This window comes from Tessaracoccus defluvii, assembly GCF_014489575.1.
GTDB lineage: Bacteria > Actinomycetota > Actinomycetes > Propionibacteriales > Propionibacteriaceae > Arachnia > Arachnia defluvii.
In genome coordinates, this window is sequence record NZ_CP060789.1 from 261,814 (window position 1) to 282,509 (window position 20,696).

General features: G+C 70.1%; 18 protein-coding genes and 1 pseudogene. 6 read left to right on the forward strand and 13 right to left on the reverse strand.

Going from position 1 to position 20,696, the window contains the following annotated elements:
- Nucleotides 1–165: 165 nt before the first annotated feature.
- From H9L22_RS01155 to H9L22_RS01165, 3 genes are all read right to left on the reverse strand, one after another.
- Nucleotides 166–1,362 (reverse strand): IS110 family RNA-guided transposase, encoded by a 1,197-nt coding sequence (locus H9L22_RS01155; RefSeq protein ID WP_187721269.1) that lies wholly within the window; start codon nucleotides 1,360–1,362, stop codon nucleotides 166–168.
- Between the two features lie 219 nt (nucleotides 1,363–1,581).
- A complete protein-coding gene (locus H9L22_RS01160; protein ID WP_226966037.1) occupies nucleotides 1,582–3,027 on the reverse strand; it encodes a type I restriction-modification system subunit M in 1,446 nt (481 codons plus the stop codon).
- Nucleotides 3,028–3,327: 300 nt separating this feature from the next.
- Nucleotides 3,328–4,635, reverse strand: coding sequence for an alpha-L-fucosidase (locus tag H9L22_RS01165; RefSeq protein WP_187721271.1), 1,308 nt, complete (start codon nucleotides 4,633–4,635; stop codon nucleotides 3,328–3,330).
- 298 nt (nucleotides 4,636–4,933) lie between these two features.
- Between H9L22_RS01165 and H9L22_RS01170 the strand changes: the two genes are divergently transcribed.
- The gene (locus H9L22_RS01170; protein WP_187721272.1) at nucleotides 4,934–5,941 is read left to right on the forward strand and encodes a LacI family DNA-binding transcriptional regulator; all 1,008 of its coding nucleotides are present in this window, start codon (nucleotides 4,934–4,936) and stop codon (nucleotides 5,939–5,941) included.
- Nucleotides 5,942–6,000: 59 nt separating this feature from the next.
- On the opposite strand, the gene H9L22_RS01175 is transcribed toward H9L22_RS01170, so the two are convergent.
- A complete protein-coding gene (locus H9L22_RS01175) occupies nucleotides 6,001–9,048 on the reverse strand; it encodes a glycine--tRNA ligase (protein WP_226966038.1) in 3,048 nt (1,015 codons plus the stop codon).
- Between the two features lie 114 nt (nucleotides 9,049–9,162).
- Between H9L22_RS01175 and H9L22_RS01180 the strand changes: the two genes are divergently transcribed.
- From H9L22_RS01180 to H9L22_RS01190, 3 genes are all read left to right on the forward strand, one after another.
- A complete protein-coding gene (locus H9L22_RS01180; protein WP_187721274.1) occupies nucleotides 9,163–10,104 on the forward strand; it encodes an NAD(P)-dependent oxidoreductase in 942 nt (313 codons plus the stop codon).
- Between the two features lie 45 nt (nucleotides 10,105–10,149).
- Nucleotides 10,150–11,055, forward strand: coding sequence for a cation diffusion facilitator family transporter (locus tag H9L22_RS01185; RefSeq protein WP_226966039.1), 906 nt, complete (start codon nucleotides 10,150–10,152; stop codon nucleotides 11,053–11,055).
- A 93-nt stretch (nucleotides 11,056–11,148) separates the two neighbouring features.
- The gene (locus tag H9L22_RS01190; RefSeq protein ID WP_187721275.1) at nucleotides 11,149–11,898 is read left to right on the forward strand and encodes a hypothetical protein; all 750 of its coding nucleotides are present in this window, start codon (nucleotides 11,149–11,151) and stop codon (nucleotides 11,896–11,898) included.
- Here the strand turns inward: H9L22_RS01190 and H9L22_RS01195 are convergent.
- The 5 genes and pseudogenes from H9L22_RS01195 to H9L22_RS18290 all read right to left on the reverse strand — a co-directional run bounded on the left by H9L22_RS01195 (nucleotide 11,845) and on the right by H9L22_RS18290 (nucleotide 15,365).
- Nucleotides 11,845–12,387 (reverse strand): NUDIX hydrolase, encoded by a 543-nt coding sequence (locus H9L22_RS01195; protein WP_187721276.1) that lies wholly within the window; start codon nucleotides 12,385–12,387, stop codon nucleotides 11,845–11,847. The two genes, H9L22_RS01190 and H9L22_RS01195, sit on opposite strands and share 54 nt — an antisense overlap.
- Nucleotides 12,384–13,570 (reverse strand): annotated as a pseudogene (locus H9L22_RS01200) (GHMP family kinase ATP-binding protein). The gene H9L22_RS01195 and the pseudogene H9L22_RS01200 overlap by 4 nt, the downstream one beginning before the upstream one ends.
- A complete protein-coding gene (locus H9L22_RS01205; RefSeq protein ID WP_187721277.1) occupies nucleotides 13,567–14,385 on the reverse strand; it encodes a sugar phosphate nucleotidyltransferase in 819 nt (272 codons plus the stop codon). The pseudogene H9L22_RS01200 and the gene H9L22_RS01205 overlap by 4 nt, the downstream one beginning before the upstream one ends.
- A 40-nt stretch (nucleotides 14,386–14,425) precedes the next feature.
- A complete protein-coding gene (gene dhaL / locus H9L22_RS01210) occupies nucleotides 14,426–15,046 on the reverse strand; it encodes a dihydroxyacetone kinase subunit DhaL (protein ID WP_187721278.1) in 621 nt (206 codons plus the stop codon).
- A complete protein-coding gene (locus H9L22_RS18290) occupies nucleotides 14,958–15,365 on the reverse strand; it encodes a PLD nuclease N-terminal domain-containing protein (RefSeq protein ID WP_226966040.1) in 408 nt (135 codons plus the stop codon). Before H9L22_RS18290 ends, dhaL begins: the two co-directional genes overlap by 89 nt.
- Nucleotides 15,366–15,674: 309 nt before the next feature.
- Here H9L22_RS18290 and H9L22_RS01220 point away from each other — a divergent pair, with 309 nt between their 5' ends.
- Nucleotides 15,675–16,406 carry an AMP-binding protein gene (locus H9L22_RS01220; RefSeq protein WP_187721279.1) on the forward strand — a complete coding sequence of 244 codons (732 nt, stop codon included), beginning with the start codon at nucleotides 15,675–15,677 and terminating at the stop codon, nucleotides 16,404–16,406.
- Nucleotides 16,407–16,416: 10 nt separating this feature from the next.
- A complete protein-coding gene (locus H9L22_RS01225; protein WP_187721280.1) occupies nucleotides 16,417–17,478 on the forward strand; it encodes a LacI family DNA-binding transcriptional regulator in 1,062 nt (353 codons plus the stop codon).
- 3 nt (nucleotides 17,479–17,481) lie between these two features.
- On the opposite strand, the gene H9L22_RS01230 is transcribed toward H9L22_RS01225, so the two are convergent.
- Genes H9L22_RS01230 through H9L22_RS18300 form a run of 4 tightly spaced genes read right to left on the reverse strand, consistent with a single transcriptional unit; the run spans nucleotide 17,482 to nucleotide 20,679 of the window.
- Nucleotides 17,482–18,345 (reverse strand): carbohydrate ABC transporter permease, encoded by an 864-nt coding sequence (locus H9L22_RS01230; protein WP_187721281.1) that lies wholly within the window; start codon nucleotides 18,343–18,345, stop codon nucleotides 17,482–17,484.
- A gap of 8 nt (nucleotides 18,346–18,353) precedes the next feature.
- Nucleotides 18,354–19,250: a carbohydrate ABC transporter permease gene (locus H9L22_RS01235; RefSeq protein WP_187721282.1), complete on the reverse strand. Its 897-nt coding sequence runs from the start codon at nucleotides 19,248–19,250 to the stop codon at nucleotides 18,354–18,356.
- Nucleotides 19,247–19,912 (reverse strand): extracellular solute-binding protein, encoded by a 666-nt coding sequence (locus H9L22_RS18295; protein ID WP_226966364.1) that lies wholly within the window; start codon nucleotides 19,910–19,912, stop codon nucleotides 19,247–19,249. The genes H9L22_RS01235 and H9L22_RS18295 overlap by 4 nt, the downstream gene beginning before the upstream one ends.
- Nucleotides 19,807–20,679 (reverse strand): ABC transporter substrate-binding protein, encoded by an 873-nt coding sequence (locus H9L22_RS18300; RefSeq protein WP_226966041.1) that lies wholly within the window; start codon nucleotides 20,677–20,679, stop codon nucleotides 19,807–19,809. The genes H9L22_RS18295 and H9L22_RS18300 overlap by 106 nt, the downstream gene beginning before the upstream one ends.
- Nucleotides 20,680–20,696: the final 17 nt, after the last annotated feature.

Genomic DNA, 20,696 nt, shown 5'->3' on the forward strand with positions numbered 1-20,696 from the left:
CGGGTTCGCTGGGTGGAACGACCCTGATGCCGATCAGCCTAGTTTGGGCTCGTGCCAAATGCGAATGTCCAGAGAGACTCACATGTGGTTCTTGGGTAGCAGCTGACTCTTCGGTGGCTGAATGATGCCGCGCACCTCCCGCGGGGGGTGTCCCTATGGTTCCTGTCAAGCCGCGGCTGGAGTCCGGGGTTGGTAGAAGGTGCCGTTGCGGAGCATGGCGTGGAGGACATCGACGCGTCGTCGGGCTAGGCAGATGATCGCGGCGTTGTGTTTCTTCCCAGCGGCGCGTTTCCGGTCGTAGTAGGCGCGGGAGTCGGGGTCGTGGAGGGCTGCGAAAGCGGAGAGGAATAGGGCCCGTTTGAGGTGTTTGTTCCCTGCTCGTGAGGGGTGTTCGCCTCGGATGCTGCTGCCGGATCTGCGGGTGACAGGGGCCAGGCCGGCGTAGGCGGCGAGGTGTCCTGCGGTGGGGAATGCTGTGGCGTCACCGACGTCGAGGAGGAGTCTGGCTGCGGTCCTGATGCCGACTCCGGGCATTGACATCAGGAGCTGGGAAAGAGGGTGCGCATCGAGGGCCTCCTCAACCTGTTTCGCGGCTGCAGCGCGTTGGGCCAGGAGTCCTTGGAGTTGGGCAGCCAGTTGGGGCAACACCAGCTCGGCGGCGCGGGTGCCAGGAACAACTACGGTCTGCTCGGTCAGGGCTTTGATGATCGCGTCGACGAGCCAGGTGTGCATTCGGGGCGCCAACGGTTTCGTCGTGGTGGTCAGGCGTCGCCTGCCCGCGGCAGCGAGGCCTGTCGGGCCGCCGAACTTTGCCAACAGGGCGAGGACCGCGGGGTGGCCGATGTTGGCGCCGATGGCGCGTTCGAGGGCGGGATGGATCTGGGTGAGCATGCCGCGGATCCGGTTCGAGACGCGGTTGACTTCGCTGGCCAGGTCGTCGTCGAACCCGACGATCACAGCCAAGTCGGCGATGAGGTCATCGTCGCCGCCGACGCGTCGCAGCGCGTGGGGCATGGTGCGGCCGGCCTCAGCGATGATGAACGCGTCACGGGCGTCGGTTTTCGCGTTGCCCGGGTGGAGATCAGCGATGCGGCGCGTCGCCAGCCCGGGCAGATAGGCGACCTCGATACCCATCGCTCGAGCGACGGTCACAGGCAGTGCCCCGATCGTGGCGGGCTGGTCCACGATCACCAACACCGACCCATGGACGGTGAGCTTGTCGAACACCTCGCGCAGGGCAGCCTCGTCTTGGGGCAGGGCCTTGTCATGCAGACGTCTCCCGGCGCTGTTGAGCGCGGTGGCATGGTGGTGTTCCTTGCCTACATCGAGGCCGACGAATACGTCGAACCGGTCTTGGTCCATGACAGTCCTCCTTAGGACCTAATTCTGGTCACCAAGTCGGGCGAAGATCGTCGGCACCCACGTTACGAAGAGACCACGCTGTCGATGCAGCGGGCCGTGTCCCTATCAGCGATCAACCCACGCCACCAGAACCCGGTGACAACACCCCCCGGATCATCTATGACAGGGGCAGTAAGTCATGCCGGGCCTGGTGACCAGAACCCCGACCATCGGGGATACCTAGAAGGTAACGGGGCTTTGCCAGCGGAGCTTCAGCGGGCGCTCGATCGTGATGGTGCGGTAGAGGAAGTCCTCGTTGCGGAAGATCTTCGAGTGCTCGCCGTCCTCGAACGCCGAGTAGAGGCCGACGATGCGAGCGATGTCGTGGGAGGAGAGCTCGTTGCGCTTGGAGCCGAGGCCCTTGCGGAGCTTGGTGAAGAACTCGCGGCCGTCGATGAGCTGCACCCTGCCCTGACGTTCCGTGCTCTTGCGGTTGGTGAGGAGCCAGATGTAGGTGGAGATGCCGCTGTTGTAGAACATGTCCTTCGGGAGCCCGATGATCGCCTCCACGAGGTCGTTGTCCAGCAGCCACTTGCGGATGTTGGACTCGCCTCCGCCCGCGCCGCCGGAGAACAGCGGGGAGCCGTTGAGGACGATGGCCATGCGGGAACCGCCGTCGGCAGGCTTGCGCATCTTGGAGACGAGATGGAGCAGGAACAGCATGGCGCCGTCGGAGACAGCCGGCGTGCCGGGGCCGAAGCGGCCGACGAAGCCGAGCGTCCTGTGCTCCTTGTCGACCTCCTCCCGCTGGTCCTTCCAGTCCACGCCGAAGGGCGGGTTCGAGAGCGCGTAGTCGAACTTCTTGTCCGGGAAGTGGTCGTCGACGAGGGTGTCGCCGAGCCGGATGTTGCCGACCTCCTGGCCCTTGATGACCATGTCAGCCTTACAGATGGCGTAGGAGGAGTCGTTGTAGTCCTGCCCGTAGAGGCTGAGCTGGATGTCGGGATTCATGGCGCGGAGGTGCTCCTCGGCGACCGAGAGCATGCCGCCGGTGCCGGCGGTGGGGTCGTAGATCGAGCGCACCACGCCGGGCTTGGACAGGGCGGCGTCGTCGGTGGCGAACAGCAGCTGCACCATGAGCGAGATGACCTCGCGCGGGGTGTAGTGGTCGCCGGCGGTCTCGTTGGAGCGCTCGTTGGCCCACCGGATGAGTTCCTCGAACACTAGGCCCATCTGGATGTTGGAGACCGTGGCGGGGTGGAAGTCTGCCTGGGCGAACTTCTCCGTGACGGCGAACAGCTTGTTCTTGTCGGCCAGCTTGTCCAGGGTCTTGTCGAAGTCGAAGCGGTCGAAGATGTCACGGACGTTGGTGGAGAAGCCGGCGATGTAGGCGGCGAGGTTCTGCCGGAGATCCTGCGGATCGGCCACCAGCTTGACGAAGTCAAAGCGGCTGATGTTGTAGAACTCGCGGCCAGATGCCTTGGTCAGCACTGCGTGACGCAGCGTTTCGGGCAGGTCAGCGGAGCCATGGACGGTGGCGAGTACCGATTCCTTCGTGTCGGCCAGCACAGCGTCGAGGCGTCGCAGCACCGTGAACGGCAGCACCACCGAGCCGTACTCGGAGGGCTTGAACGGGCCCCGCAGCGACTCGGCGATGTTCCAGATGAACGAGACGTGATTCACCACGGGGAAACGCACTCCTACGACGCTGCGGCAATGCTCCGGTTCAGGGGCACTGCTCATGTTCCGGGGGCACTGCTCATCTTGGCGCATGTCTCGTCGGGAGCGGGCAATACACGCCCCGGTTGATCCAGGCGGTTGCCAGTGCGCAGAGTTCCCGACGAGCACCGCCAGGTACACCGTGGCCCAGGACGATCGATGCGCGGTACCTGGTGGAGCCGGCTACAGCGAAGGGTCGATGAGTAGACAGGGGTGCTTGGCCGTGGGCAGTGGCCTGGTGAACCACCGCCCACGGCCGGCACGGGGTCAGCGGCGGGCGATCGCCACCGCGGCGGGTCCGCCGTTCGTGGCGTTGACCCGTACGACGAGTTCGTCGTCCACGAACTCGGTGCAGACGTCTCCCGACAGGACGCGGACCTGAGTCAGATCCAGTCCGTCCCCGGTGACGCGTACCTCCCGCGGTTCGTCGACGAAGACGATCCGCTCCGCCGGGGTCAGCCAGTCCCCTCGCCATCCTTCGCCAGCGTCGAGCTGGGGCGTCCGCTCGACGACGGAGGCGGCAGTCTCGGCCAGCGGCGCCTTCCAGTCACCGAACCCTTCCAGCGTCTGACGCTGAAGGTCGGGGATGATGCCCTCGGCTGTCGGTCCGACGTTGATGAGCAGGCGGCCGCCCTTGCCCACGACCCCCACCCAGTGCTTCGCCAGTTGCATCGTGCTGAGGATCTCGTCGGTCGACTCGTTCCGGTTGTAGGCGAAGGAAAAGCCGAGGCCCCGGTTGTTCTCCCAGACGGGCTCCTTCTCGTTATCCGAGAACGCCGAGTACTCGGTGGTGGCGAAGTCGTGATGGGTGTGGCCCCACCTGTCGTTGACGACGCCGTCAGGGTTGGCGGCGTAGTAGGCAGCGAACAGTTCGTGGAGGCCGCCCGGTGCGGTGTGCTTGCCGCCGTCGGGCCACTCGATGTCGTTCCAGAGGACGTCGGGCTGGTAGCGCTCGATGAGGTCGCGCACGTGCGCCGCCGCGTAGAAGTGGTAGGCGGCGTCATTGGGGCGCAGCGAAGTGACTTCCTCATCCGTGGTGTGGGGTGGGAAGTCCGAGATGGACCAGTCCAGGCCTCCGGAGTAGTACACGCCGAACCTCATGCCGTTGCTCCGCACGGCCTGGGCGATGGCGCCGATCAGGTCACGCTCGGGCCCGCGTTGGACAGTGTTTCGGGTACCGGTGCCAGGAGCGTCCCACAATGTGACCCCGTCATGGTGCTTCGTGGTGGGGACGACGTACTCGGCGCCCGCGCGGGCGAACAGGCGCGCCCAATCCTCCGGATCGAATTTCTCGGCCCGCCACTGGTCGAGGAAATCGTCATAGGGAGCGTCGCCATACACCTCGCGGTGGTGCTGCTGCGCCGGGCTGCCCGGGATCCGGATGGTGTTGAGGTACCACTCCGAGTAGGGGTTGTGGGCGAACCACGTCGCTTCGTCGATCTCGCCCAGCGGACCGATCGGCTCACCCCACGCCGGGACCGAGTAGGGGCCCCAGTGGATGAAGATCCCAAACTTGGCGCGAGCGAACCACTCGGGGGTGGGCCGCGCCAGGTCGGGCCAGGTCTTCTTGGTCATGAGTTGCCTTTCTTCTTTGGTTAGCGCCCGCCGAGGCCGGACGGGGCGATGCCTTTTACGAGGTGTCGTTGGAGGAGATGAAGATCAGAGCTGTCGGACAGGTGTCATCGTCTGGAGCGCGAAGCGGTTCGTCAACAGATCTGGGGCGTTTAAGGCTGGTCCCTCCGAGCCTGGAGCGTAGTTTCGAGCTCCGTTTCGCAAGGTTTGGCCTAGTATCCCCGCACCGGACGTAACGTTTCGCTCTAGTTGGGTAGGGTGTCTTGGTGGAGTGACATCAGAGAGGGGACAGGTCGAACAGGTGGCCACCTACCATGACATCCGCCGCGAGACAGGGCTCTCGCTGGCGACCATCTCGAAGTACTTCAACGGCGGCAACGTCCTCGACGCCAACGCCCGCGCCATTGCTGATGCCGCCAAGCGGCTCGACTTCCAGCCGAACAACTTTGCCCGCAACCTCCGCTCACGGCGCACCCGCAGTGTGGGTGTCCTGCTGCCCAATCTCTCCAGCGACTTCTATCTGTCCATTCTCGCGGGTATGGAGCGGCGGCTGCGCGCACGTGGGGTGACGATGCTCATCTGCGCGGACCACGCCGGCGAGGGCGAGACCGAGGATGCGGTGGACTTCCTGAGGGGGCGGATGGTCGACGGCATCATCACCATTCCCAGCACCCGGGCGCTGCCCGGACTGCGCCGCGCGGCGGATCGGGGTATCCCCGTCGTGGCGATCGACTGGCCTGCACAGGGTGTCGTGTCGGATGCGGTGATCATCGACAACGAGGAGGCCGCGGCGCTGGCCGTCCAGCGGCTGGTGGATCGGGGGCATCGCCGCATCGCCTTTATCGGCAACAGCTCAACGTGGACGCTGCGCGCACGGGAGCGCGGGGCGCGCAGGCAGCTCGCCAGGCGACAGGTGTCACTGAACGAAGACTTCATCATCAGCACCAACCTTTCGGTCGAGGGTGGTAGGTCTGCGATGCAGAAGTTGCTCCTCCTGAAGGAGCGTCCCACCGCTGTGATCTGCGCCACAGACGCGACCGGTGTGGGTGCGCTCACCGCGCTGGCCGAGTCGGGGCTGCGCGTACCGGATGACATGTCCTTCGTCGGGTTCGACATGCGCCGGCTGGCGCGGATGACAGACCCCGCCCTCGACACCGTCAGCCAGAGGGTCGACGACCTCGCACGCGCAGCCACCGATCTCATGCTGATGCGGCTGGATCCAGACGCCCCGTCACTGCCACCGCAGACCGTGGTCCTCCACGCGGAGTACGTGGCCGGAGGATCTGTCGCCAGCCTCCGCCGCAGCTGACTCCCGGCTCATCGGGCGCTGAAGGTTGCCAGGGCTAGCTGCCGTTCCTGAGCGACAGATCAGCCGAGCGCGATGTCGAGCGCCTTCCAATCGATCCCGGCCGGCGCGGCGGCCAGGAGCGTGGCGAGCAGGCCCTGACGGGCGGCGCGGACCGACTCGTCCTCGGCGTTGACCAGGATGTCCTCGAAGAAGCGCTCCGCCGCGGCCACGGCTGGGGCCGCCGCCTCCAGCAGGTCGCCCAGCGGCAGTCCTGCCGAGCCTGCAGGCAGCCCCGCGACGGCCTCGGCCAAAGCCACCTCGGCGGGCTCGCTGAGGCGGGCCGCGTCGTAGCCGGCGGCGACGCCGTCGGGCAGGATCCGCGAGGTGCGCACCAGCGTCGCCACGAGGCTCCGGAGGCGAGCGTCGCCACCCAGGGCGGTGAGCTCGGCCAGCAGCCTGGCGGCGCGGCCGGGGGCGTCGGCGGCGGGCAGGATCGCGGCGACCAGATCGGCCGACGTGCCCTCGTCCCGCAGCAGCTGAGCGAAGCGGCCGACGGTGAACTCCAGCGCCGAGTCGACGGCGTCCTCTGCCACCTCGACGCCCTGCTCCGCGAGGCGGGCGACGGCGTCGGTGAGGCCGGCGCGGATCGTCAGCGACTCGAGCGGGGTGCCCGCCGACTCGCGCAGGATCCGCACGACGCCCAGCGCGGCGCGGCGCAGGCCGAACGGGTCGGACGAGCCGGTCGGCTTCGCGCCGAGCGCGAACATGGCGGCCAGCAGGTCGAAGCGGTCGCCCAGGGCGAGCAGCGCACCCGGCGTGGACGCCGGCACCGGGTCGGCGGAGGTGTGCGGCTGCTCCATCTCGTAGAGCGCGTCGGCCACCGCCTGCGGCTCCCCGAGGCGGACGGCGTACTCGCGGGCCACGAACCCGGCCAGCGAGCTCATCTCCACGACAAGCTGGGTGGCCAGGTCGAACTTGGCGAGCTGACCGGCTCGGGCCAGGGTCTCCCGCTCGGCGCCAAGCAGGCCGACGCGGTCGGCGAGCTTCCCGGCGACGTCGGAGATGCGGCGGGCGCGGAGCCCGACAGACCCGAGGCGGTCCTCGAACGTCAGCTTGTCGAGCCCGGGAACGAAGCTGTCGGCCTCAGTGGCCTCGAGGTCGGCGTTCCAGAAGAACAGCGCATCCTCGTAGCGCGCCCGGATCACCGACTCGTTGCCGGCGCGGACGGTGTCGTCGTCGCACAGGCCGTTGGCCATGGTGACGAAGTGCGGCGCGAGCTTCCCGTCGCGGTAGACGGGCAGGTAGCGCTGGTGCTTGCGCATGACGGTGGTCAGGATGCGCTCCGGCAGGTCGAGGTAGCGCTCGTCGAAGTTGCCGAGCACGCCGTGCGGGTCCTCCACGAGGTTGGTGATCTCGTCGACCAGCGTGGTCTCGCCGGCCAGGTCGACGGATCCGCCGACGCCAGCGGCCAGCGCGGTCGCCTTCTCCTCGACGGCGGCCCGCCGCTCAGCGGTGCTCAGGGCGATAGCGCCCTTCGCGATGGTCGGCAGCAGGGCGTCGGCGGTCTCGATGACCACGCGGCCGACGAGGGCGCCGTCGGCCCGCAGGCCGGACTCCTCGCCCACGACGGGGCGCTGCAGGTAGGTGGTGCGGCCGGCGACGAGGTCGGACACCTGCGCGGGGACCACGGCCGGGCCCCACAGCGCCACCAGCCAGCGGATGGCGCGGGAGAACGACAGCTTGGGATCGTTCCACCGCATGTTCTTCTCGGCGCGCAGCCCGATGACGACGTCGGCGACGATCTCGGCCATCACATCGAGGACGCCACGGCCCTCCACGGTGACGGCGACGGCGGCGTGCTCGTTGCCGCCGATCTCCGCCTTGACGATCTGGTCGACGGTGACGCCCTGCCCGCGCATGAAGCCCTCGAGCGGCTTGGTGGGGTTGCCGTCGGCGTCGAACGCCGCCTGCCACTTCGGGCCCTTCCGCAGCTGCTCGGCCGTCGGCTCCGCAGCAGCGAGCGCCTCGACGGTGGCGACGATGCGCCGCGGGGTGCCGTCGACGGTGATGGCGCCGTGCTCCAGGCGGGTCGCGGCCAGCTTCGCGGTGAGCGCCTCACGGACGGCCTCGACCGTCTGCGGGACGACGTGCGGCGGCAACTCCTCGACACCGATCTCCAGCGCGAACGTCTGCGGCGTCGTCGGCAGGTCGGCAGGCGCTGCCTCCGGCACGACGGGGGTGGTGTCGACGGCCTCGCGGGTCAGCGGGAAGCCGAGCTCCTCGCGGCGCTCGATCCACAGGGCGGCGGTGTCGCGCATCAGACGGCGCATCGCACCGAACGCCTTGGCACGCTCCGTCGTCGAGATGGCGCCCCGGGCGTCGAGCACGTTGAACGCGTGGCTCGACTTCAGGATGTAGGAGTGCGCGGGCACGGGCAGCCGGGCCTCGACCATGCGGGCCGCCTCGGCGACGTAGGTCTCGTAGAGCCTGCGGTTCGCCTCGACGTCAGCGTCGTCGAGGTAGTAGCGGCTCATCTCGTATTCCTGCTGGCCGAACGCCTCGCCGTAGGTGACGATGCGGCCGTCGGCGGCGGTGGCGTAGGCGATGTCCTTGAAGTGCGTGACGCCCTGCTGGGCCATGAGGATGCGCTCGACGCCGTAGGTCAGCTCGACGGGGATCGGGTCGAGGTTCTGGCCGCCCACCTGCTGGAAGTAGGTGAACTGCGTGATCTCCATGCCGTCCAGCCACACCTCCCAGCCGAGGCCCCAGGCGCCGATGGCCGGCTGCTGCCAGTTGTCCTCGACGAAGCGCACGTCGTGCTTGCTGAGGTCGATGCCGAGGGCCTCGAGCGAACCGAGGTACAGCTCCTGCGGGTCACCCGGCTCCGGCTTCAGGATCACCTGGAACTGGGTGTGGGTCTGCAGGCGGTTCGGGTTCTGGCCGTAGCGCGAGTCGTCGGGGCGCACGGACGGCTCCACGTAGGCCACGTCCCACGGCTCGGGGCCGAGCACGCGCAGCACGGTGGCAGGGTTCATGGTGCCTGCGCCGACCTCGCTGTTGAAGGGTTGCCACGTGAGGCATCCCTGCGAGGTCCAGTAGTCGGAGAGACGGCGGAGGGCTTCTTGCATCGTCAGCACCCATGCAGATTACCGAGAACTACGCGTCCGCGCCCATCCGGGCCCGTCCCGGGCGCGGCCGGGCATGCAAAGCTAGGCCGAAACGCACCCAGGAGGTCCCTTTCCATGAAGATCGTCGTTCCCGATGCCTATGTCGGCCCCAGCCCCGTCGTCGACGGCGCCGAGGTCGTCCACGTGCCGGCGAAGGCGGCGGTGCCCGACGAGCACCTCGACGCCGAAGTACTCGTGGCGTGGGGGCAGCCGGGCTGGGTGCTCGCCGATGCCGCGGCCAGGATGCCCAGGCTCCGGCTGGTCCAGGGCCTCATGGCGGGACCCGATCTTGTCCTCGGCGCTGGGTTCGCCGACGACGTGGCGCTGTGCAGCGGCGTCGGCGGCCACGACGGGACGGTGACGCAGCACGCGCTCGGCCTGACGCTCGCGCTCGTGCGCAACTTCCCCCTTGCCTTCCAGCGGATGCAGGAGCGGCGCTGGGACGGCAGCCTCGGCGGCGCGATGCGCGACCGCGCCCACGACGGGCGGATTACCGGCCTCGACGGCGCCCGCGTCGCCGTGTGGGGGTTCGGGTCGATCGCCGCGACCCTGTCGCCGGTCCTGACCGCGCTCGGCGCCGAGGTCACCGGCATCGCGCGGACGGCGGGGGAGAGGCACGGCTACCCGGTGGTGGCCGAGGACGACATCGCCGAACTGCTGGCCGCGACGGACGTGCTCATCATGATCCTGCCGGGCAACGAGTCAACCAGGCACGCACTCAACGCCGAGCGGCTCGCCCAGCTCGCGCCCGGCGCGCTGCTCGTCAACGTGGGCCGCGGCATCACCGTCGATCAGGAGGCGCTGGAGGCGGCGCTGCGCTCCGGCAGGCTCGCCGGCGCGGCGATCGACGTGACGGAGCCGGAGCCGCTGCCGTCCGACTCGCCGCTGTGGGACCTTCCGACCCTGTTCATCACGCCGCACGTCGCCGGCGGCCGCCCGCAGCACGCGGACCGGCTGATCGCCGACAACGTGGCCGCCCTCGAGGCTGGGACGCCGCTGCGCAACCGGCTCCGCTGATCGCTGATTGGGGTTCGTCGGAGGGAACGTGAAGAATGGGTCGACGTGACTGAGAAGCGGGTTGACCTGACGAAGTTCGCGTGGCTGTCCATCGCGGCCGCACTGGCGACCATCGCGCTCAAGACGACGGCGTGGCTCCTGACCGGGTCGGTCGGCCTGCTGTCCGACGCTGCGGAGTCGGTCGTCAACCTCGTCGCCGCCGTCGTCGCGCTCATCGCGCTGCGGGTCGCCGCCAAGCCGGCGGACAAGAACCACCACTTCGGACACTCGAAGGCCGAGTACTTCTCGTCGGCCATCGAGGGCGTCATGATCTTCGTCGCCGCCGCCGTCATCCTCGTCGTCGGCATCCAGCGCCTGCTGAACCCGCAGCCGCTGGAGCAGGTCGGCATCGGCCTGGCCATCTCGGTGGTCGCCGGGATCATCAACGGCGCCGTCGCGATCGTGCTCATCAGGGCCGGCCGCCAACACAACTCCATCACGCTGCGCGCCGACGGCCAGCACCTGATGACGGATGTGGTCACCTCGGTGGGCGTGGTCGTCGGCGTCGGGCTCGTCGCCCTGACCGGCTGGCAGATCCTCGACCCGATCGTCGCCATCGGTGTGGGCATCAACATCCTGTGGACCGGGTGGAAGCTGGTGTCGGAGTCGACGGCGGGGCTGATGGACGAGGCGCTGCCGAAGGAGACCAACGCCCGGATCCGCGAGATCCTCGCCGAACACACCAGCGAGCAGATCGACTTCCACGCCCTGCGCACCCGCGTCTCCGGCGCCCGCGCCTTCATGGAGATGCACATGCTGGTCCCCGGTGCGTGGTCGGTGAAGCAGGGCCACGACGCGATGGAGGACCTGATCGACCTCATCCGCGCCGAGTTCCCCGACCTGCACGTGACGGGGCACCTCGAGCCGATCGAGGATCCGCGCAGCTACGAGGACGAACACCTCGACAGGTAGGTCGACGGCGCCCGTGCGGACCCCCTCCACGCGCTAGATTCGGTGCGACAGGGGCCTGACGACGGGTCGGTCCCGCGTCGGACGGAGCCGCAGATGTCCTCCACCCCCGCATCGCCGCAGCTCGCCACGCTGCGGCGCATCATCGTCGCCGTCATCGTCGTGTCGTTCAGCGTGGCGGCGATCATGGGCATCATCGCGCTGCTCGCCCGCGACCTGGGCGACGTCGGCGTCAAGGTCCTGCTCACCACCGCCACCGTCGGGCTCTACAGCATCGCCGTCCTCTGCTGCGCCACGCTGGCCGGGAAGCGGCTGTCGGGCTTCGGGCTCGCGGGCGCAGCCGTCGCGGTGCTCGCCGCCGCCTACACCGTCACGCTGATCTGGATCGCCGACGGCCTCCGGTCCGACGTCGTCTACCAGTTCCTCGGATCGCTCATCGCGCTGACGGTGGCGTGGGCGCTCGCGTCGCTGCTCCTGCTCCTGGCCGACCGCGGCCGCCCCGTCGTCGCGTGGGGGCTGCGCGTCACGCTCGGGCTCTTCGCGGCCCTCCTGCTGCTCATCTGGTACCTGATCTGGGGCGAGGTCGGGTCGGGTGAGGTGTTCGGCCGGCTGCTGGGCATCCTGTCGATCCTGGCGGCGCTGGGCGCGGTCGTCGTCCCCGTCGCGTCACTGCTGCTTCCCGACGCCCCGCGAGCGGCCCGGCTGTCGCCGGAGCTGGCTGAGCGGCTGCAGGCGGAGGCCACCCGCCGCGGCATCACCGTCGACGACCTCGTCGCGCCGCTCCTGGCCGCGTCAGAGCGGGCGCAGGACCCGCAGGGCCCTGTCGACGAGCAGCCCCACGCCTGAGCGCACCACCGGGTCGTCGACGGCGAACCAGCGCACGTCGAGCGACTCTGCCGACACCCGGGGCGCGGCCTCCTCCGGAACGCGGACGGCGAACCGGATGTCCAGGTGCTCGGCGCAGGCGAACCGGCCGCCGAGCAGATGTGCGTCCAGCTCGGCGGGAACCAGTTCGGCGTCCAGGGGGATGCCGCACTCCTCGACGCCCTCGCGTCGCGCCGCGGCGGCGATGGACGCGTCGCCGGCCTCGATGTGGCCGCCGGGCTGGAGCCAGCGCAGCGCCTTGGCGTGATGCACGAGGAGGACACGGTCCAGGTCGGCGCTGAACGGGAGCAGGCTCGCGGTGAAGTGGACGGGCCCGCCCGACTTCGCCAGCGCGGCCTCGCCGTGCTCGGCCGCGAAGCCGCGGTAGCGCGCCAGGAGGTCCGCCTGCTGGGCCTCGGCGGGCTCCCACTGCCGCAGCAGGGTGGTCAGGTCGGCCAGGAGGTCGCTCACAGCGCCCGCGCCGGTCCGCCGGGGCGTGTCAGGACGGTGGTCGCGCCCGCCGCGTTGGCCGGGAACTCCGCCAGGTAGCGGCCCAGCCAGTCCGCGGCGAAGGCCTCCGCGTCCGCCGTCGGCACCAGGGCCCACACGGATCCGCCGAACCCGGCCCCGAAGCCCGTGGACGCGACGGCGCCCAGCTCCCTGGCCAGCGCCTGCAGCCGGTCGGTCGCGGGCACCTGGTTGCCGAGCACGTCGGCCGCGTTGCGGTGCGACAGGTCGACGGCGCGCCCGAAGGCACCCATGTCGCCGGCGGTGAGGGCCGCGACGGCGCGGGGATGACGACCTCGGACTCGGTCAGGAACGCGGTCAGGCGGGAGCTCAGCGCCGGGTCGTGGGCGGAGACGGCGCGCAACCCCTCCACGGCGTCCTCGTCGCTGGCGATCGCGTCGGCCAGCACGGCGTGGTCGCTGCCCGTGGCGGAGTTCCAGGTGGCGACCAGGTCGCGGGCCAGCGCGGAAGCCCGGTTGTACGAGGCCAGCGCGGCCCCCGTCTTCTCGGCCAGCACACCGGAGACGGCGACGACGAACGTCCACTCGGGCCCGAGCGGGACGCTGCCGCGCTCGACGATGGGGCAGAACGTGAACTCGGTGAGCCGGTCCGGGCGGCAGCAGAGCATCGCGGTGTGGTCCTCGGACCCGCCGAAGGTGCCGACGCCCCGGTGCCCCGTGAGCGTCCCGAACGACAGCCCGTTCTCGATGGTCGCGAGGTAGCCGGCCAGGTCGATGTCGGAGTCGATCTCGGCCGCCCACTCGGGCCGCTCGCGCAGCCCGTTGTGGTCGATGAGCGCCAGGGCCGTGCCGACGACCAGCGCCGACGACGAGCTCATGCCGGAGGCCAGCGGCAGGTCGGAGTCGATCTCGATCCTGGCGGGGCGCAGCTCGCCGAAGTTGAGCGTCAGCCGGTCGATGACGGTCTGCACGTAGCCGCCCCAGTGGCCTGCGGGCAGCCCGGTCGGCGCCCCCGCCGTCAGCGCCAGTTCGCCGGGGATGGCGGTGGTGGTGGCGGTCAGGCCGCGGTCCGCGTCGTCGAGCGTCACCGAGATGCCGCGGTCGACGGCGGCGAGCAGGCTCCGGCCGCCGGCGTAGTCGGTGTGCTTGCCGAGCACCTCGAGCCGGCCGGGGACGAACCACCTCACAGTCGGACCTCGTGATCGTCGAGGGCGGCGGCGACGGACGCGACGTCGCCCCGGTTGCTGAGGTCGAGGACCCCGTGGGCCGACCGGATGACGGTGTACGGGTCGCCGTCCGCGATGGCGCGGCGGACGGCGTCGGTGATCTCGTACTCGCCGCGGGCCGACGGCGCGATGACGCGGGCCGCGTCGAAGATGGCCGGGCCGCACAGCCAGCAGTTCATGGAGATGACGGCGTCGTCGCCGAACCGCTCGACCGTGGCCGCGTCCGGCTTCTCGACGAGCTCGGCCAGGTTGCCGTCGGCATCAGCGGTGGCAAGGGCGAACGCGCTGATGCGGTCGGCGGCGATGTTGGACTCGCGGAGCATGGCGTCGCGTTCGAAGCCGATGAGCGCGGAGCCGGGGACGGTTGCGAACTGCTTCAGGGCGGCGACGGGGTAGAAGTTGTCCGAGTTGATCACGAGCACCCGGTCGCCTGCGGCGAAGGCCTCGGCGGCGCGCAGCGCGTCGGCGGTGCCGCGGGGCTCCTCCTGCACCGCGTAGCTGATGGTGACCCGCTGCTTCTCGACGGCGTCGTAGTAGTCGCGGATCATCTGGTGCTCGGGGCCGATCACCAGGCACACGTCGACGAAGCCGGCGTCGGCGAGCGCGGTGATGACGTGGTCGAGGAACGGGCGGCCGACCGAGATCATGGCCTTGACGCCGGCGTCGGCCGCGGCTGCCTGGGCCTCGTCGAGGGTGACGTCAGCGGCCTCCTTGCGCATGCGCGAGCCGAGCCCGCGCGCGAGGATGACGGCCTTCGTGGGGGGCTGGGTGCTCATGTGAACAAGGTAGGCGTGGAGTGAGCGATTCGACCAGAAATCAGCCGAGATGATGAGCGCCGGTGCTCACAATGATGCTCATCGACACGGCACCCGGGTCGATGACGCCGATGGAGCGGTCCGCCTTGAGCGCTGCGCGGCCCCGGCGGGCGAGCATCGGGGCGGTGGCGTCGCGCCCGGCCTCGCCGGCGAGCGCCGCCGCCGTCAGCGCCTCGGCCAGGGGGAGGCCGGCCGCGGCGGAGGCCGCGAGGGAGTCGACGACGGGGGCCAGCGCGTCGACGATGGTCTTGTCGCCCCGCTCGGCCTTCCCGCGGGTCATCACGCCGTGGAGGCCCACGTCCAGGGCGCCGTGGATCCCCGCGACGGTCAGCGGCGTGGGCCAGGCTGCACCGGTGCGCAGCAGGAACGTGCCGAACAACGGGCCCGAGGCCCCGCCGACGACCTTCACCAGCGCCATCCCCACCTGCCGCAGGGCGTCCGCCGCGGTGGCCTGGGCGCCGAAGTCGAGCGCGCCGGCCGCGGCGAAGCCGCGCTGCATGTTCGTGCCGTGGTCGCCGTCGCCGAGGATGCGGTCAAGTTCGTTCAGTTCCTCGACCCTCCGGTCGAACTCCTGCGAGCAGGCGCGCAGCCACGCGGACACAGCCGCGACAGAACTCTCCATGTGTTTTCCAAACCTCGAATTTCGCGGCACCATCCTCCCACAGCAGGGCCGTGGGGGCGCCACGCGGTTCAGCGCAGTCCGCGCAGGAAATCCTCGTCGTCGTCCGGCGCCTTCGGGGCAGCGGACGGTGGACGTGCCCGGAGACCGGTCTTCCGAAGAAGAGCCACGTCACGGGGCCGAGCACGGGGAGGCAGATGACGGTGAACGCCCACAGCCACTTCGGCATCGCCCGGACCTGCCCGTTGCGCGCCTGGGCCACCTCGACGATGCAGTAGATCGTCAGGGAGACGATGACGATGGCGAGGAGGACCCGGGGCATGGGCACAGTCTACCTGGCGGGCTAGGGTGGCCGGATGGACCCCGTCGCCGCCCTCGCGCGCCTGCTGCACGACGGGACCGGCCTGTGGCTCGCGCCCGGCGACGGTGTCGCCCCGGCCGGCTGCGCGGTCGTCGCCACCTCGGGTTCCACCGGCGACGGCAAGCTCGTGGTCGTTGGCCGCGATGCGCTGACGGCGGCCGCCGCCATGGCGCACGAGCGGCTCGGCTTCGAGGCCACCTGGCACCTGACGCTGGCCTCGCACTACGTGGCCGGGCTCATGGTCCTGGTCCGCGGGGCACTGGGGCGGGCGTGGCGTACGCCTCCTCCGACCTGCACGACCTGGCCGCAGTCCCCGGCCGCAATGCCGTGTCCATCGTCGCCACCCAACTCCACCGGGCCCTGGCCGACGCGACGGTCACCGCCCGGCTCGCGGAGTTCGACGCCGTCCTGGTGGGTGGCGCCGCGCTGCGGGCCGACCTGCGCGAACGGGCCGAAGCCGCAGGCATCCGCGTCATCGAGACCTACGGCATGAGCGAGACGTGCGGGGGAGTGGTGTGGGACGGGGTGCCGCTGCCCGGCGTCGACGCCCGCATCGGAGAGGGCGGCCGCATCCTGCTCGGTGGGCCGACCCTGTTCGAGGGCTACCTCGGCCGCGCCGACCTCACCGCCGCCGTCCTCGTCGACGGCATGCTGCGCACCAGCGACCGCGGCCGACTCGAGGCGGGGCAGCTGGTCGTCGAGGGCCGCCTGGACGACGTCGTCATCTCGGGCGGCGTCAACGTCGACCTGGCCGTCGTGCGCTCCGCCGCCGCCGCACTGCACCCGGACACGGCGGTGCTCGCCGTCGAGGACGCCGAGTGGGGTGCCCGTGTCGTCCTGTTCGCGCCGGCAGGGACGCTGGAGCAGTGGCGCGACGACCTGCGTCCCGCCCTCCCCGCGGCGTGGCTGCCGCGGCAACTGGTCCTGGCCGACCCGCTGCCCCGCACCGCGGGCGGCAAACCCGACCGCGTCACGCTCGAAGGGCTGGTCGGGCGCGGCTAGGCTGGCCCCCATGGGTCGCAGGATCACGGCACTGGAGGTCGCGAAGGAGGCAGGGGTCTCCCGCAGCGCCGTCTCACTCGTGCTCAACGGGCGGGCCGACGGGTTCCTCGCCAAGGACACGCAGGAGCGGATCCGCGAGGTCGCGGACCGGCTCGGCTACCGCCCCAACCTGCTCGCGCAGAGCCTGCGCAACCAGCGTTCCAAGGTCATCGGGATCATGTCCGACCGGGCCGTCGGAGGAGCCTTCGACGGCGCCATCATCGCCGGCGCCGACGCCGTCGCCCGCGAGGCGGGCTTCATGACGCTGGCCGCCGACACCGGGGGCGAGCCCGAGAAGGCCGAGCCGGTCGCCCGGCTGCTGCTCGACCGCGCGGTCGAGGGCCTCATCTACCTGACGGTGGGTCTGCACGAGACCCGCGTCGTCGACTCGTTCCTGCGGGTGCCCGCCGCGCTCGCCAACTGCTATCCGACGGCCGACTCGCCGGCCGCGGCTTCGCTGCTGCCCGTGTTCATCCCCGACGAACCCACCGGCGGCCGGGTCGCCGCCGAGCACCTGATCGCGTTGGGGCACCGCCGCATCGCGTTCCTGCGCGGCGACGACGACTCGCCCGCCTCGTTCCTCCGTGAGGACGCTTTCCGGGCCGCCATGGGCAACGCAGGGCTGCCCGTGCGGGAGGAATGGGTCCGCCACGGCGGCTTCCGAACGCGCCCGGCGTATGCGGCCGCCACGGCCGTGCTCGAGGGGCCGGCCGACCGGCGGCCGACGGCGATCCTCGCTGGCAACGACCGCGCCGCCGTCGGGGTCATCCTCGCCGCCGCCAACCTGGGGATCTCCGTGCCCGCCGACCTGTCCGTCGTCGGCTACGACGACGAGGCCGCGCTGGCCGACCTCATGGTGCCGGCGCTGACCACCGTCGCCCTCCCGCTGCAGGAGATGGGGCGCCGCGCCATGGCCTCCGTGCTGGCGCGGCTGGAACCGGAAGCAGCACCCGCGCCGACGTCGCCGCCGGCCCAGGTGCTGCTGCCGTGTCCGCTGGTGGAGCGGGAGTCGACGGCGCCGCCTCCCACCTGAGCGCTACTTGCCGGCGCCGGCGGTGAGCCCCTCGCGCAGCGTCCGCTGCCCGAACAGGAACACCACGAGGGCCGGGATCATGGACAGGACGACGCCTGCCAGCACCACCGAGATGCTGCCGGTGCCCATGTTGCCCTGCAGGGTCACGAGTCCCAGCGGCAGCGTGAAGTTCTGCTCCGAGATCGTCAGGATCAGGGGCCGGAAGAACTCGTTCCAGTGGAAGTTGAACGCGAGGATCCCGACGATGGCCAGGCCGGGCAGCGCGAGCGGCGCGTAGACGGACCAGAAGATCCGGAACGGGCCCGCGCCGTCGACTGTCGCCGCCTCGGCGAGCTCCGTCGGCAGCCCCAGGAAGTACTGGCGCATCAGGAACGTGCCGAACGCCGTCGGGATGGCGGGCAGGATCAGCGCCAGCAGCGTGTCGGACAGGCCCATGCCGCGGATCAGCATGAACACCGGCACGATCGTCACCTGGACCGGGATCATCATGGTCGCCAGCACGAGCGAGAACAGCGCGCCCTTGCCGCGGAACTTCAGGAACGCGAACGCGTAGCCGGCCAGGGCGGCCGACAGCATCTGGCCGACGGCGATGAGCCCGGTGACCAGGGCGCTGTTGAGGACGAGCAGCCCCATGTTCAGCTGCCGGAACACCTCGGAGTAGGCCGAGAAGTCCGGGTCGAGCGGGATGAACGACGGCGGCAGCGTGAGCCCCTCCGCCGGCGGTCGCAGCGAGGTGGAGAACGTCCACAGCACAGGGCCGAGGATCAGGACGGCGGCCAGGGTGAGGCCGGCGACGCGGCCGGCCACGGCCCAGTCGAAGCGGCGGCGGCGCCTCGTCGGCGGGGCGATGAGGGTCTGGGTAGTCATCGGTGACCTCACTGGTAGAAGACGAAGCGGCGGCTGAGCCGGAACTGCAGAGCGGTGACCGCCATGATCAGGAGCATCAACACGAGCCCGATGGCCGAGGCCTTGCCGAACTCGAGACGCTTGAACGCGGTCTCGTAGATGACCATCACGACGGTGCGGGTCGAGTCGCCCGGCCCGCCACGGGTCAGCACATAGGGCTGGTCGAAGATCTGCAGCGCGCTGATGATCGCCATGACGGAGGCGACCAGCGTGGTGGGGGAGATGAGCGGGATGGTCACGTTGCGGTGCTTCGACCAGCCGGTGGCGCCGTCGATGGCGGCGGCCTCGTAGACCTCCTTCGGGATGCCGGCGAGGGCCCCGAGGAACAGCAGGAACGAGAAGCCGAAGTTCTGCCACACGTAGACCAGCACCACGACGGCCGTCGCGCCGCCCGGCGTGGTCAGCCACGGCACCGCCGGGATCCCGACCAGGCCGATCAGCCAGTTGACGACGCCGAACTGCTCGTTGAACAGGTACCCCATGAAGATCGAGACGCTGGCGGCGGACAGGATCAGCGGGAAGAAGAAGGCCGAGCGGAAGAACACGCGCAGCCAGTTCGGCATCTTCTCCTGCACCAGCACGGCGAGCAGCAGGGCGAGGCCGAGCTGCAGGGCCACGGCCAGCACGACGAACACGATCGTGTTGCCGAACGAGACGAGCACCGTCGGATCCTGCGCGGCCTCGACGAAGTTGTCGACGCCGGCGAACTCCGGATCGCTGATGATGTCCCAGCGGAAGAACGCCAGGAGCAGCGACCCGACGATCGGCACGAGCGTGAAGATCGCGATGCCGACGAGGGTGGGGGCAAGGAAGAGCCAGGCCATCGCGGAGGAGCCGCGGGCCTTGGTCAGGGACTTGGCGCTCATGCGGTCCTCCTCAGGGCCAGCTCGAGGTCACGCTGCAGCGACTGCAGGGCGCCCTTCATCTGCGCCTCGCTGCCGCCGACGGCGAGCGAGACGTTCTTGATCAGTGCGGTCTCCACCGAGCCCTGCTGCGGGGGTGCAGGGATCGGGCCGGTCGACGGGAACCGGTCGAGGGTCTCGTAGAAGCGCTTCCAGTGCCGGGGGCCCTTGACGCCGAACAGTTCCTCGTTGACCATCGAGCGCCGCGACGGCGTGGTGTTCGGGTTGGCGAACACGTGCCGCATCCCCTCGAGGGACGCGGTGAACTTGAGCCACTGCCAGGCGGCCTCGCGGTCCTTGGCGGTCTTCATGATCGCGTAGCCGGCGGTGCCGAACTGGTGGCGCTGCAGCTCGCTGCCTTCGCCGGTCGCCCAGCGCGGGAAGAACTGAACGTCGTAGTCAGTGGGCTGCATGCCGGCCTCGGACAGGCCCTGGACCCAGTAGCCGCCAGCCGGGGTGCAGCCGACGCGGCCGGACGCGAACTGCCCGACGAGCGTGTTGCCGCCGCCGCCCTCGGGCCTCACCCCGAGCCCGTCCACGACGAGACCCCGCAGGAAGTCGAAGCTCTCGTAGACCTCGGGGGCCTCCGCGTTCGGCTGCTCCCACAGGTAGCCACCCGACAGCAGCGGTCGGGCCGGGCTGTCGGCGTAGAACTCGTCCCACAACCACTCGCCGCCGGGGCCTTCTCCTCCTTCAGGAAGGAGGTGTTGTTGGCGTAGAGCCACGGGACGACGCCGCCGAAGAGCCGGTTGGTCCAGTAGTAGGGGACGAACCCGCTGCCGCCGGCGCGCTTCATCTCGATCAGCGCCTGCCGGAAGTCCAGATGCGTCCAGTCCTCGGCGGGGTCGGCCAGGCCGCCGGCATTCCACGCCGAGGTGTTGTAGTACATGTTCGCCGCGTTCCAGTCGATCGGCAGCTGGTACAGGCTGCCGCGGTACATGAACGCCTCGATGAGGCTCGGATGCACGTCGGCGAAGAACTCGCGCATGTCGGACCTGTCGCGGGTCACGAACTCGTCGATCGGGTGCGCGAGCCGCTCTGCGAACAGCTGCGCGCCCTCGGTGGCCACGTTGACGACGTCGGGCGGGGTGCCGGCCGCGACCATGGTGAGGATCTTGCTGAAGAAGTCCTGCCAGTCGACCGACTGGATCGCCATGATCCGCACCCGGATGCCGGTGCTCTTCTCGAAGGCGTCCACGAGGCCCTGCCGGGCCGCAGCGTCGGCCTGCGTGCCGATGATCGCGACGGTGAGGCGATCCTCGCCGCGGCCGGGGATGTCGGTGCCCGTCAGCCGCGGCCAGGCCGCGACCGTCGCGCCGAGGATGCCCAGCCCGGCACCCCCGAGCAGCACCCGTCTGGACAGGTTTGAGGTCAATAACGTCGAGTCACCCATGACTCTCCTTCGTTCGG

Bases quoted from the DNA above. Each gene is read 5' to 3' on its own strand.
- H9L22_RS01155 (WP_187721269.1), bottom strand. From the start codon at position 1,362: ATGGACCAAGACCGGTTCGACGTATTCGTCGGCCTCGATGTAGGCAAG.
- dhaL (WP_187721278.1), bottom strand. From the start codon at position 15,046: ATGGAGAGTTCTGTCGCGGCTGTGTCCGCGTGGCTGCGCGCCTGCTCG.
- H9L22_RS01175 (WP_226966038.1), bottom strand. From the start codon at position 9,048: ATGCAAGAAGCCCTCCGCCGTCTCTCCGACTACTGGACCTCGCAGGGA.
- H9L22_RS18290 (WP_226966040.1), bottom strand. From the start codon at position 15,365: ATGCCCCGGGTCCTCCTCGCCATCGTCATCGTCTCCCTGACGATCTAC.
- H9L22_RS01225 (WP_187721280.1), top strand. From the start codon at position 16,417: ATGGGTCGCAGGATCACGGCACTGGAGGTCGCGAAGGAGGCAGGGGTC.
- H9L22_RS01180 (WP_187721274.1), top strand. From the start codon at position 9,163: ATGAAGATCGTCGTTCCCGATGCCTATGTCGGCCCCAGCCCCGTCGTC.
- H9L22_RS01165 (WP_187721271.1), bottom strand. From the start codon at position 4,635: ATGACCAAGAAGACCTGGCCCGACCTGGCGCGGCCCACCCCCGAGTGG.
- H9L22_RS01230 (WP_187721281.1), bottom strand. From the start codon at position 18,345: ATGACTACCCAGACCCTCATCGCCCCGCCGACGAGGCGCCGCCGCCGC.
- H9L22_RS01190 (WP_187721275.1), top strand. From the start codon at position 11,149: ATGTCCTCCACCCCCGCATCGCCGCAGCTCGCCACGCTGCGGCGCATC.
- H9L22_RS18300 (WP_226966041.1), bottom strand. From the start codon at position 20,679: ATGGGTGACTCGACGTTATTGACCTCAAACCTGTCCAGACGGGTGCTG.
- H9L22_RS01235 (WP_187721282.1), bottom strand. From the start codon at position 19,250: ATGAGCGCCAAGTCCCTGACCAAGGCCCGCGGCTCCTCCGCGATGGCC.
- H9L22_RS01205 (WP_187721277.1), bottom strand. From the start codon at position 14,385: ATGAGCACCCAGCCCCCCACGAAGGCCGTCATCCTCGCGCGCGGGCTC.